This window comes from Larkinella fluvii (assembly GCF_051857545.1).
GTDB lineage: Bacteria > Bacteroidota > Bacteroidia > Cytophagales > Spirosomataceae > Larkinella.
In genome coordinates, this window is sequence record NZ_JBPZHB010000009.1 from 171,727 (window position 1) to 185,269 (window position 13,543).

General features: G+C 47.2%; 9 protein-coding genes. 5 read left to right on the forward strand and 4 right to left on the reverse strand.

Annotation, left to right across the window (positions count from 1 at the left end; genetic code table 11):
* Positions 1–310: 310 nt before the first annotated feature.
* The 3 genes from clpB to ACS5NO_RS23940 form a co-directional block, all read right to left on the reverse strand.
* The gene (gene clpB, locus ACS5NO_RS23930; RefSeq protein WP_439417472.1) at positions 311–2,956 is read right to left on the reverse strand and encodes an ATP-dependent chaperone ClpB; all 2,646 of its coding nucleotides are present in this window, start codon (positions 2,954–2,956) and stop codon (positions 311–313) included.
* A 235-nt stretch (positions 2,957–3,191) separates the two neighbouring features.
* Complete coding sequence (locus ACS5NO_RS23935; protein ID WP_439417473.1) at positions 3,192–4,751, reverse strand: C1 family peptidase; 1,560 nt, start codon at positions 4,749–4,751, stop codon at positions 3,192–3,194.
* 76 nt (positions 4,752–4,827) lie between these two features.
* The gene (locus tag ACS5NO_RS23940) at positions 4,828–8,178 is read right to left on the reverse strand and encodes a T9SS type A sorting domain-containing protein (RefSeq protein WP_439417474.1); all 3,351 of its coding nucleotides are present in this window, start codon (positions 8,176–8,178) and stop codon (positions 4,828–4,830) included.
* A gap of 444 nt (positions 8,179–8,622) precedes the next feature.
* On the opposite strand from ACS5NO_RS23940, the gene ACS5NO_RS23945 reads away from it, so the two are divergent.
* From ACS5NO_RS23945 to ACS5NO_RS23965, 5 genes are all read left to right on the forward strand, one after another.
* Positions 8,623–10,386 carry a histidine kinase dimerization/phosphoacceptor domain -containing protein gene (locus ACS5NO_RS23945; RefSeq protein WP_439417475.1) on the forward strand — a complete coding sequence of 588 codons (1,764 nt, stop codon included), beginning with the start codon at positions 8,623–8,625 and terminating at the stop codon, positions 10,384–10,386.
* 30 nt (positions 10,387–10,416) lie between these two features.
* Complete coding sequence (locus ACS5NO_RS23950) at positions 10,417–11,154, forward strand: response regulator (protein WP_439417476.1); 738 nt, start codon at positions 10,417–10,419, stop codon at positions 11,152–11,154.
* 63 nt (positions 11,155–11,217) lie between these two features.
* Entirely contained in the window at positions 11,218–12,000 is a 783-nt protein-coding gene (locus ACS5NO_RS23955; protein WP_439417477.1) for an RHS repeat domain-containing protein, read from the forward strand.
* A 75-nt stretch (positions 12,001–12,075) separates the two neighbouring features.
* The gene (locus ACS5NO_RS23960) at positions 12,076–12,522 is read left to right on the forward strand and encodes a hypothetical protein (RefSeq protein ID WP_439417478.1); all 447 of its coding nucleotides are present in this window, start codon (positions 12,076–12,078) and stop codon (positions 12,520–12,522) included.
* 86 nt (positions 12,523–12,608) lie between these two features.
* Positions 12,609–12,779, forward strand: a complete 171-nt coding sequence (locus tag ACS5NO_RS23965; RefSeq protein WP_165840955.1) for a hypothetical protein — start codon at positions 12,609–12,611, stop codon at positions 12,777–12,779.
* Positions 12,780–12,824: 45 nt separating this feature from the next.
* Here the strand turns inward: ACS5NO_RS23965 and ACS5NO_RS23970 are convergent, their stop codons facing one another.
* The gene (locus tag ACS5NO_RS23970; protein ID WP_439417479.1) at positions 12,825–13,532 is read right to left on the reverse strand and encodes a DUF4369 domain-containing protein; all 708 of its coding nucleotides are present in this window, start codon (positions 13,530–13,532) and stop codon (positions 12,825–12,827) included.
* Positions 13,533–13,543 lie beyond the last annotated feature (11 nt).

The window sequence follows — 13,543 nt, forward strand, 5'->3', positions numbered from 1 at the left end:
GGCCACACACATCAGTAAAAAATGGTTTCGTCGCTACGCGACGGGGTGATGGGTGGGGATTGCTACACTACTACAAACATTGGGTCGCTAACGCGACCGATCAGGCAAACACCCACAACCGAGTCACGTAGCGACGAAATGTTTGTATAAAACCGAACTACTCAGTATGTCCCCGGTCGCGTTAGCGACCCAATGTTTGTAGCAACCGAACGATCTCCACGAAATCCATGGTCGCGTAGCGACCAAACCAATCTGAAACAAAAAATGCCCGACTTCATCAGCCGGGCGTTTCCAATCCAGTACCAGCGCGTTAGTCTAACGCCGGAATCACTTTATCGAGGTTGTAAAATAGAATATCCTCCTTGCCGTTTTCGCCTTCGTTCATCATCATGCCGACCACGGCGTTTTTCTGAATCCGGCCTGCCAGAATCTCCTTCGACAGGGCGTTCAGAATGCGCCGTTGCATGACGCGTTTCAGCGGACGGGCACCAAACTGCGGGTCGAAACCTTCTTCGGCGAGTTTGTCTAGTACTTCCTGATCGGCTTCGATGGTAATGCCCTGCTCGGCCAGCCGGTCCTGAATGTGCTTGAACTGCAGCCCCACGATCTTGCGGATTTCTCGTTTGGTCAACGGCTGGAACATCACCAGCTCGTCGATTCGGTTCAGAAACTCAGGGCGCAGCGTCTGTTTCAGCAACTCAAAGACTTCGTCCTTGGTATCTTCAATGATCTGCTCCCGGTTCCAGTCCTCCATTTGCGCAAACCGCTCCCGAATGATGTGGCTGCCGATGTTCGACGTCATGATCACAATCGTGTTCTTGAAACTCGCCACCCGGCCTTTGCTGTCGGTCAACCGGCCGTCGTCCAGCACCTGCAACAGGATATTGAACACGTCGGGGTGCGCTTTCTCGATCTCATCCAGCAGAATGACGCTGTACGGTTTCCGGCGAACGGCTTCGGTCAACTGACCGCCTTCATCGTAGCCGATGTAGCCCGGAGGAGCGCCAATCAGGCGACTGACGGCATGGCGTTCCTGAAATTCAGACATATCGATCCGCACCAGCGAGTTCTCGTCGTTGAACAGATAATCGGCCAGGGCCTTCGCCAGCTCGGTTTTTCCGACGCCGGTCGTTCCCAGAAAAATGAACGAACCCAGCGGTCGTTTGGGGTCCTGCATTCCGGCGCGGCTCCGGCGAACCGCATCGGCCACCGCCTGAATGGCTTCTTCCTGACCTGCTACGCGTTTCGCCAGTTCGTCTTCCAGGTGTAGCAGTTTTTCCCGTTCCGACTCCATCATCCGGCTCACCGGAATACCCGTCCATTTGGCCACCACCTCCGCAATATCGTCGGCGGTCACCTCCTCCTGCAACAGGTTCTGGCCGTCGCCTTCCGATTTAACCAGCTCATCCAGACGGTTTTGCATTTCGGGCAGACGACCGTAGCGAATCTCGGCCACCTTGCCGTAATCGCCCGACCGTTCGGCCTGCTCGGCTTCCGACTTCAGTTGATCGAGTTGTTCTTTCAACGTCCGGACTTCGTTCACCGACTGTTTCTCCACCTCCCAGCGCGCTTTCAGGCTGTTCCGCAGTTCGTTGAGGTCTTCAATTTGCCGGTTCAGAACGCTTTCCTTGTCACGGTCGGACTCCCGGCGAATGGCTTCCCGTTCAATTTCCAACTGCATGATCCGGCGGTTCAGTTCGTCGAGTTCTTCCGGCACCGAGTCGATTTCCAGCCGCATTTTCGCAGCCGCTTCGTCCATGAGGTCAATGGCTTTGTCGGGCAAAAACCGGTCGGAAATGTAACGGTTTGAAAGTTCGACGGCGGCAATGACCGCGTCGTCCTTGATCCGAACGCCGTGGTGCAATTCGTATTTTTCCTTGATCCCCCGCAGAATCGAAATCGCATCTTTCACATCCGGTTCGTCCACCAGAACCGTCTGGAACCGTCGCTCAAGAGCTTTATCCTTTTCAATGTATTTCTGGTATTCTTTCAGCGTGGTGGCGCCGATGGCGTGCAATTCACCCCGCGCCAGGGCCGGTTTCAGCAGGTTGGCCGCATCCATCGCACCATCTCCTCCGCCAGCACCAGCACCGATCAGGGTGTGAATCTCGTCGATAAACAGCACGATTTCGCCCTCTGAATCCGTCACTTCCTTGATAACCGCCTTCAGCCGTTCTTCAAATTCGCCCTTGTATTTCGCACCCGCCACGAGCAAACCCATGTCGAGCGACACGATAATTTTCGATTTCAGGTTTTCGGGAACGTCGCCCTGCACAATCCGTTGGGCCAGCCCTTCGACAATGGCGGTTTTTCCGACACCCGGTTCCCCGATCAGCATTGGGTTGTTTTTCGTCCGGCGGCTCAGGATTTGCAACAACCGGCGAATTTCTTCGTCACGGCCAATCACGGGGTCAATTTTCCCCTTTTCAGCCCGTTCATTCAGGTTAATACTGTACCGTTCCAGGGAGCGGTATTTTGCTTCGGCATTGGGATCTTTCACAGGATTATTTTTTCCGCGTAATTCTTTAATGGCTTCTTTCAATACTTTTTCAGTGAACCCGACGTCTTTCAACAGCGTCGCCACGGCGTCTTTGCCCCCCGAAAGTCCCAACAGAATCAACTCGATGCTAACGTACTCATCGCCAAACTCTTTCAAAAGTTTGGTCGCTCGTTGCAAAGCTGAATTCAGGTCGTTTCCGAGGTAAATATTGGGGGTTCCCTGCGCGCCGACCGACACTTTCGGGTACCCGTTCACAATGGCGTCCAGGGCCAACGTCAGTTGGCTGGAATTAACGCCGGTTTTTTTCGACAGAAAGCCCATCGTGTTGGGATCTTCGTCTATAATCGCTTTCAGCACGTGGCCGGTTTCCACCGACTGCTGCTGATTTCCCTGCGCAATCTGGGCCGCCTGCTGGATGACCTCCTGCGCTTTGATGGTGTAATTTGTTAAGTTCATGGTTGTGGGTTAAACGCTTTACCGGACTAACAGTTCCTGCCCGGTTTGCGTTTTCGTTGCTGTAATCTATTTATCAAAGAGCAGGCCAGCCGGGTTTTTCGGACAATTTGGCGGAGATTCGGCAAAAACCGATAAAATATTTGCCATAATGACACACCCATCCAAAACAAAACGGGGCACCTGATCTCTCAGGGTGCCCCGTTGGTTAAGTAAGCAATAGGTTACATCAACTTATCTATTTCTGAATTTTCAGATCAAATGTAATCCACCAGCCTGTGCCGGTCTTTCCCCGACCCGTCAATTGCATCAGCCCTTTTTTCCCATCCTGAGTCACAAATCGCCGAAGAACCTTTGTCTCGAAGGTGTCGGCATTACAGGACGAACTTGAAGTAATCAGGGTCCCGATGCTGTAGGTGTCATTGGGTGTGTTGTAACTACCAAAGTTCAACTGATCAATGTCTACGCTGGTTTTTAGATTTTCCCAGATGCTCGACGAAATCTGGCTCTGGTCGTTAAAACTCGTTGCCCCGGTTTCAAAACTCCCCTTGCGGTAAACGCCCCATTTCTGATCAATCACCGTTTTACTGGTTTGGGTTGTCCCGCAGCCAACCGCGCACCCCTGCAACGTTACGGGTGTTATGACCGAAACCTGGCAGATGGAACTCATAAACACACCGTCGATTTTATCGGCATATTTAGCGCCATCTTTCAACTGAAAGACCTCGCCCGTTCGGTAGTTAACGAGACAAGAATCGGCTAAAACACCCTGCTTATCGCTCACGGTAATCCGAATATTTTTGAAATGGTCCAGCGGATCACCTTTAGGCGGCACGGGTTTATAGAGGGTCAATTGCTCCAAAACCGGACCCGTAAACGGGATATAAGCCTCTACCACCACTTTGTTTAACAATCCGTAGTCCATCCAAATAAAGCCCTGATTGGCCCAGTTACTCCCCCAGGAATTCATGATTTTGAAAGCATTTTTCGAGTCATCGAAACCAACCAATACAACCGCATGTAATCCATTCCAACCAGGAATAGACGAAGCATCGAAAGTTTTCCAAATAAATTCTCCACCGACTTTCTCCGAGGGTCGGTTGAAGTTTGGGTCGGTTTTGATCGTGACCTGCACCACATTGTTATCCGATAAAACTGACTTCAGACTTTCTTCCGTCATTGGCGTCCGACCAAAACCCGCGATCCGGTAATTTAACGCGGATTGTTTCTGGCTGGCTGTTGGCTGCGTTTTGTAACTGGGCCAGGCATCTTTATACGGCATGTCTTTCATCGTACAGACGCCACTGTTCTTCATCAGGTTATAAGCCTCCGAAACACTAGAACCTTTATCTTCGCCCTTATTGATCTGGTTATACACAAAAGCCGGACTGAAAACCGCACCGTCATCCCGATTGCCATTGAGTACATACGGTTTTTTCGTTTCTTTATGGTGTAAATAGCTCCTCACCGCATAGGCCGAGGCCCAGGCGTTACAAGATCCTTGCTGTCCCTGATTGCCAACCGGAGGCATCTCGGCGCTAAAGTCAACCTGCGTTTTAGCGACTTTTCTTCCTCCTTTGTAGGTTTTCGAAACATACAACGGTATTTTTTCGTATTCCTCTTTGTCCAGCGGGATCAAACCGGTCTGGCTTTTAGCCTCCTCGCTCAGCGGAGGGGCATCTTTCGGAGGTTCATCCGGTGTTGGATTCGTATCCGATTTTGTACACTGTATGAGTATAAAACCAAGCAGAAGTAGCCAGGTAATCGTACGGAAAGCAGAAAGTAGTTTTTGGATCATAGTAAGACCGTTTAATTTTTAATTCTTTTTCACACTTATCCTACCAATGTTCTGCCATAGAGCCCCGGCTTCCGTGTTAATATTTTGTAAACTTCTTAGTTATAACAGCCTTTTCACTTTGTAATCTCAATAGATAATTTCCACTTGAAAGGTCACCAATGTTTACAGAATAGCTATTTGTTTCATTCGAAGGTTCTGCCGATCTATTACCAAAAAAACGGCCAGTCATATCATAAATCGATATTTCAAAACTGCCACAAGGGTACCAAAAAGAAATTTGTCTATCTGTAGGATTGGGTTTAAGTAAAATATCGTCAGGGCAATCATCACATACCGGAATCTTAACTATCTGTTCAGTCTGGCACATATTGATATCCGTAATATAAAACGCGGTTTCACGGTTTAGAGCAGACCGTTTAATGACTGCATTTACTATGTTTTCTTTTTTCAGACTATCGGGAAAAAGAATTGTCTGATAAACATCGCTAACAATCGAGATCGGTAACGTTGCATTGCTAATCTGACCGGTTATCGTAATATTATCCGAATCACCCCAGCAGGCGGCTGTAATAGTCGATGAAAGTCCACAGGGAGGAAGTGGGCAAACCGCTTTACCACTGACACTTAGCGAGCATTTATCCAAATCGTTGCCACCGGAAATAATGATATGATAAGCCCGACCAGGTTTATAGGGTCCAAACAGGATGGAAGTTGTTTTTCCATCGTCTATAAAAGTCGTCTCTTTCAGTTCTTTGTAGAGATTATTTTTTTCATAAACCCGATAGACCTGGTTACTTGCTAATCCTCGTATGGGAATCCTGACACTATACCCACCGTCCGGATGGCAGATAATTTCTTCTTTTTCCATTTTTAAGGGGCAGGCAGCAAATCCCTTTTCAGCCGTTAGCGAATACAGACATTCACTACCATAGGACCCATCAATCATCAGATAGTATTCCTGCCCTTTCACTAGCCCGCTTACATCAAGTTTTCCAGCGGTAAAGAGGCCATTAAAATTCTGGCATTTCAGGTATTTCCAATTCGTTTTAGGTAAGTCACATGCACCATCCGGTTGAAGAATCGCAAGCTGAACCCCTTCACAGAGTTTATGTGTTCCTCCGCGAGACTGATAACCGAATGTAATTGTTGTATCTTGAGCCAGAAACTTGAAAAATGAATTATTGTGGATAATCCCACAAAATCCTTGCGCCATATTTCCGATTATACTAGCCGAATAATCAATGGATGAAACGCCACAAAAGGTCTGCAAATTATTGATTAAGGGTGCTTCATCACAGGTATTGGAAGGAGTTGGATTGGTGCCACAATTGCAATACTCAGGCGGTTTTACCGCGGTTTCGGTCGTACTTATTCTTGCAATCCAGCCTTCACGAACTGACGAATTATCTGAATCAAATACGACCGTTAGACAACCTCCAGAATTTGAAGAAGCCGTAAAGGTTTGCGGTTTTCTCAGATTATTTTCCAGAATACAGGATGTACCAACCCCATCATATACAGCTAAATGATCTAGCGAGACCGACGTAGAAACAATATCGACGGTCGTGAAATCCAGCGTTATGTATTTTGGGGCACCAGCCTGTTCGGGTGGACAAATCGTATAGACTTTATATTCATTGTTTGCATAAGATCCGTTTTCCCCTCCGCTGTCAGTAAATGTTCCGGAACCCGCTCGGATTTCATGCAAACAACCCGGCGGGGGATTGTCGGTTGTCGTAATGGTTGCCTTCCAGCCTCTCCCGGAAATGTCGTAGGAATTAGCCCGGAAGAAAACCGTCAGACAGCCTTTTGACGTGGCCGAAGCGGTAAATGAAGCTGGGCGATTTACGTTTATATCGAGCGGGCAATCGAAGCTAAACCCGTCAAAAACCCGTAACACGTCCTGGTTATTGTAATTGATCACATCGACCTCTGTAAAATTGAGAACGATGAATTTATTGGGTGATTCAGGGCAAATTGTTACCAGGCGATTTTGGTCACCCGTGTAATCTTTGGTAGGGCCGCCATCATCGTAAAAATTGCCGACGTCGGCCTTCACATTTCCGTCGGAAATCCAGTAACCGGTTTTTTCAAAAACGTCAACCGAATAGGAAGAACTGCATTTAGCGGCATTCGTAACTGTGAGTTTATACGTTCCGGGCGTCGTTACCTCAATCGAAGGCGTGGTAGCGCCGTTTGACCAGCTATAAGTCAAACCGGTTAGTGTGGTATCGGCAGCATTTAGCGTTGCAGTTTCACCCTTTCGTATGGCTACATAGGGAGGTAAATTTATAGTGGGTACAGGCGACTTGTCGTCGATAACAAACGATATAGCCTGTGCGCAACCCGACGGATCACGAACAATAACATAATGCGATCCTTTGGCCAAACCCAATACCGACGACCCGGTTCGTCCGTTACTCCATTCAAAGGTTGCATTCGGGATGGTTGGAATCGAAATGCTGGCCCGGCCGTTGGCCAGACCGCATCGAGCATTCACAGTATCAACTTTGGCTTTGGAAAGGTCGGGGCAGTTGTTTGAAGTACTGGACCCTGTGTAATCAATCCCTGAAATTAATCCTTTTATTGTCAATCCTTCGGGTAAAGGAGTTCCATTTTCTCCAGTGAAATTTTTTACAACTAGTGAGTTTCTAGAAATTGCACCAGCATTTGAACCACATACAATTCGTGCTTTGGGATCAACTCCCATGGCCACTGATTTTGCATATAAAGTACCTTCAACATTTAGTGCGAATACACTTTTACCTTCTGGCACATAAATTTTTAAGACCTTCCGATCATTTGCGTCTTCCATCGCCAAAAACTCTCCATCTTCTAAAATAACCTCTCCATACGCAGTGGCTTTTTGTCCACCAAGTGCTACACTAAGATTAGCTTTAGCAAATGCTGAGGCTCCACTTGGATTACAAAAAGTTTGAACTGCAACAAGAGTAGCAGTGGCTTCAAAAGGCAATTCTATAATAACTCCTTTCTTTGAGTAAATTTCTATTTGATCTCCATAAGAAACATTACTTGGATTAGCAAAACTAAGGGGAATTATAAATGGGTTAACAAGATACGCTTCTACATAACCAGATGCATGTAAAATGTCAGTCGAACAGCTTACACCAAAATCGTAGGTAAGAAAAAAGTCACTAGGGGCCAGAGAAAATTTTCCGCTAAAAACTTTGGCTACACCCAAACTAATCAGGCTTGGAAAACTACTCTTTATTTTGACATTAAAATCTAGTGAAGATCCGGTAAGGCTATCTTTCCCTGATAAGTTTATTGAAGAGCATATACCATCTTTACTAATTTTATATTTTGGATTTAAATTAAATTCGCCCGTTCCAGCATTAATCGAAATTAATTGAGCCTGTACTGAAAAAGAAAAAAGACAAGCAATAAACTGAAGTATATTTCTCATGATGATAACTCAAACACACACATAACTCAATTTTAACACTAAATCACATTACCAGCGCTATGCTAATCAATAAAAAACATTGATTTATAATAAGTTACAATTTTTAACATACACTATTCCTTGCATAAATTAATCTATTGAAAAATCGGGTTATTCTGTAATAAACAGTCTTGTAGTTGAGGAGCTACCCTGCCAAATTATTTATCGCTCGCTGTCTAGAATAATATTATATTCGTAATTTTAAAATTAGTGCTCACCATTGCAAGATCTAACTTATCAAACCCCAGTTTCTTCTTCCCAAACCAATCATTTTTCTTCCATTACAAAACCATACTCGTTCACATCAATGTGTCTTCTATGAAAATTTGACTGTCTGATTGCAATCATCTAACTCTTGAAGTAACTTGTCATGACCAATATGCCCTGAACTGGAAACTTTTCTCAATGCTCCGTTTTGCTCAATGCTGCCTTCTACTCGGCTGTTGGCTATTCACGATTAGCGAAAGTCAGGCACAAGAACACCCCGGCCTCCGCGTCAATCCGGCCCGAATCCAGCACGTCCGGCAATTAGAAGCAAAAGCTCTGCGTGAAAAAGATTCGCTACTTCTGGCCGAAAGCTGGTATTTATTTGGTGAGCAATATCAAGAAGTGGGTAATTATCAGTCAGCTCATCCTTATTTTCTGAAAGCCTTAAAGATTCTGGAACCCCGGGGCGATTCGTATGAATTGGTAAAACTGTATGTCCGGCTGAGTGAAACCGAACAGCGTCAGTCGCATTTTCAAGAGTCGTTGCATTATGCTCTGACGGCCCGGCAGGTAGCCCAGCGGATTGGATCGATAAAAGGGTTGGCTATTGCTTACCGTATGTTGGGTCATATCCGGCAGTTCATCTGGAATGGTCAGGGTACGAAGGCCGAATACGACAGTATATTTTTTTGCTATAAAGAGTCGGAACGACTCAGTACGCTGATTCAGGATACCCTAAAAATTGCCGAAGCAAATGCCTTCATCGGCGCATTATTACTAAGAGACAAGGCGAAGCAATCGATACCTTATCTGACCAAAGCATTGAATCTATTTACATTAAAAAATGATATCGAATGGCAGGTTCGAATATTGATTCATCTTTCAACCGTTTATCAACGGCTTGGCAATCTCAGATTAGCCTGGGAATATATTTCTGAAGCAGATCATTTATACGCTTCCCGCCGGCTCAATGAACACGGAATACGAGCCATGATTGCCGGTTGTTTCTTGACTTATTACGAGCAAACCCATCAATGGGAAAAAGCGCTGGATCAGCACAGAAAATTGACAGATCTGGAAGGCAAACGGCTATGGGCCGACCGCGAAGGTGCTCTATCCCGGCTTAGTATCGAATACGAAACCGCTAAAAAAGAAGCCCTCCTTAAAGCCCAGAAACAGGAAATCGATTTACGAAACAAGGCGCTTGAGAATCAACAGCGTTTCATTGTGGCAACTACCCTGTTTTCTATTTTAGCCGTGATCGCCAGCATCTTTTTTTATAAATTATACCGGAAAAACCAACGCATCAATCACCGAAACGAAGAATTGTTAAAAGAACAGAACCACCGGGTTAAAAATAACTTACAGGTAATATCGAGTCTGCTTAACCTGCAATCCAAGCGCCTGTCGGATAAAAACGCCAAAAAGGCGGTGGAAGAAAGCCGGTTGCGGATCGAATCGATGGCACTCCTGCACCGGAAGCTCTACGACGGCGACAAGCTGGCTCAAGTCGATCTGGATGAATTTGTCCGCGAACTGGTGCAGGGCGTGTTAAGATCCTACGGGTACGATCAGATTCTACCAGAATTTGAGATTGATGCCGGTTACCTGACCGCCGATAAGGCCGTTCCCCTGGGACTGGTCATTAATGAACTCACCACGAATGCCTGTAAATATGCTTTCCCATATACGGTTTTGCCTCGGTTTACCATCCGCTGCCACCGCCACAAAAACAAAATTGAACTAACCGTAGAAGATAATGGCCCCGGAATCGAAAATGCGGAGGTAAGCCGCCTGGTGCTGGTTCAGGATGATAGGCTCCCGAATACCCGAAAAGCTTCGTTCGGAATGTCCCTGATTCAATCCCAGGTCGTTCAGTTGAATGGAATGTCCCGGTTTGTCTCCGGCAGCGAAAATCAATCTTCGGGAACCGTATTTACGATGATGTTTACGGTTTCTTGAGTATACTTGTCCGGTATTCTCTCTTATTCTATGCCTACCTCATTAAAAATTCTGATCGTTGAAGATGAAACCATAACCGCAATGGATCTCAGCGAAACCCTTGAGGAAGCGGGTCACAAAGTCACGGCCATTGCCCGAGATTCTCAACAGGCTTTAGCTGCCGTTAAGCGAAATCCGCCCGATTTAGCCCTCATCGACATTGTACTGGAAGGTTCAACAGCCGATGGGATTGCGACTGCGAAAGAATTGCTGGTTCATCATCAGATGCCCATTCTCTACCTGACAGCGAATTCGGACCCCCAGACGTTTCAAGAGGCCAAAGCGACCCTCCCAGCAGCCTATGTGCTTAAACCTTACCGGGCTAACGAATTAGTATTGCAGGTAGAACTGGCTTACCATTTTTTCCAGTCGACTCTGACTGATCCCGCGGATTCCTCCAGATCACTGTTCTTGCCGGTAAAAAATGGTCATGAGAAAATTGCCCTTGACGACGTTCTATACTTAATTGCTGATAGAGCCTATACCAATGTATATTTAATTGGGAAAGATATCCCCTATTGCATTAGTACAAATTTGAGTCATTTGTCTCAATATTTTCCGGCTTCTAATTTCTACCGCGTATCACAGTCAATATTGATTAACCTTCATCACCTCAAAAGGGTTGAACAGAATCATCTCTATATGACTAATCATACGATGCCCATTCAAATTCCGGTAGCTAATCGGAAAAGGCTTATGCAAAAACTCAAAGTGGTCAAAACGAAGTAAGCGAACTATGAAATAACCCGTACAATTCCCATTTTTACAAAACCGATTCCACTCATTCAACGTATGAAAGCCAGAACTACTTTGCTCGTTTGTGCCGCGGTTGCTTTCCTGCTCGGGTGTGGTGGTGACAAAAAGGATCCGCCGGATCCTCAGAATCAGACCTGCCTGGTCAATGAGGTTCCCGACTTCTATTTTGACTCCGGCCCGGTGTCCATTACCTACGACGCCAACAACCGGGTGGCCGCCATCCGGCAGTCGTCGTTCAACGTGTTTTCGTTTACCTACAACGCCACGGGACGCGTGACCCGGTTTCTGGCCGGCATCTCCCAATTCGAGAACCTCGGGGCGGAAGAGCATACCGTTACCTACGACGCCAGCGGCCGCATTGCAACCATCAACGCCATCGACAATGCCCGGACGGTAACGGCAACGCCGACGTATGATTCGCAAAACCGCATTACCAAAATTTCGGTGGTGGACCCCAGCGGGCAGCGGACCTACTTCAAACGCATGGAATACGATGCCGCCGGGAATGTGACCAAGGTGTTTTACGCGAAAAACCAGGAAGCCGAAAGACTCTATGCAGAATACCGGTACGACGACAAAAAATCGCCCTTTCTCAACCAGCCCGCTTTTCAGCTCATTCCGCTGGTGTCTTCGCTGGTCGACAAAAGCCACTACCTCAGTGCAAACAATCCGGTTCAGTACAAGGATTTCGGCTATGGCTACACCGCAACGTACCAGTACAGCAATGACTTGCCCACCGAAACCTCGCTCCTGTTGCAGCAAACCGGCAATCCATCGATTGTTAACAAACAAAAAGTATATAAATACGACTGTCAGTAGAAAAACCGACAAATTTTAGCCGTTTTTCAATCAAAGCAGTTAGTAAGGGGAATAATCCCTTAACTGACTGACCCCATGAAAATTACCGGTTTCTACCTGGCTCTGCTGCTGCTGACAGGTTGCAAAAACGAGAATTCGCCCAAATTACTGAAAGAAGTGGAAGTGCGGAAAGACGGGTCCAATGGTCTGATTGTCTCCGTTGCGCTGGTGGACGAAGCGGGCAAACCGACCACTGCCGAGGGCCTGTTACTGATTGAAATTCAGGGTATTTCCGCCAAGGATTCCGTTTTTACCGTGACCGAAGTGGATACGGCCTTGACCGAAGCCAGTTTCCGAACGCTTTCGTTTGGGGAAGGATCGCTGAAAAAAAAGATGCTGGGGTTTGAAACGAACCCGATTCCGTATAAAACCTCGGATCAGGAAGCTTCCTATCAAAAATCCAACACAAAAGGGTTGATGCAGGTGTCGTTCAAACCGGTAGGTGGACCGGTGCTTCATCAAACCGTAACCTATGAACTTTAACAGGCTTCTAAGGAAATTCTAAGGAGATATTCAGTTGCGTTTAAGCTTCTGGGGGCAGTTTTGAATCGTGAAACAACCCCAGCGTCATGATGTCTCAACTGTTTTTCCAACGCCCTCTTCAAACCCGATCTACCCGTTTTGCCAATTATTACAACCAATACGGGAAACCGGCCCGGAAAAATCCCCGTCCCGAACGACCCGACTGGCTGGTGGTGCTGACATTCGTAGCCATTGCGCTGACAATTCTGTTTAGCTGACGATGCGGGATTGTGCCCTTCGGGTTCATTCTCCGGGTATCTGACTTACGGAACCCGCTTTCCTTTCACAGCGGCCTGTTCCAGAATTTCCCGGCCAAAACCGGAGTTCTGCCAGGTGGGCGAAAGCGTCCGGTACATCTCCAGGTAATCGGCTTTGGTTAAGTAATTCCCTAAGGTACAAAGCGTTGGCAGTGCCGCACCCACGGCGGTGCTGTGGTAGCGCTTGACGTACGACTTCAACAGCCCGATTCGGCTGTCGGTCATTTCATCCATAATTTTCTTCAGTATTCCCGCACGGGCCGTATCTTTTTGGGCTACCAGTGCTTCCTGAACCTGTTTGATCCGAAAACGCTGGTAACCGATCTGCTGATCTTCGCGCCACCATTCTTTCCAGAGCCGGTCGATGTCTGAACCGTTGACCGTCACGCTGTCATAAACCGGTTTCGTCCCCTCCACCTCGACGGTTCGGTTGTCGAGCAGAATGTCCGCCAGTTTGAGACTTACACTGCCTTTTCCCGCATACAGATACGTGTGGGCAGCCTCCGCCATACTCCCGTCAAAAACAAACCGCTCCTGCCGAACCACCGCCGAATCGATGACCTGCCGTTTTCCGCCGTCGATCAGGTACATTTTTGTCTGATCGGGGAGCCCCCGAATGTGGCCAATGACACGGTAGCCGGGACGTTGCTGGGCAAAACAGAGCGTGCCTGAAAAGAGCAGAATGAGAGTGGAAAGACGTTGGGCGGTTTGCATGAGGTCGAAAG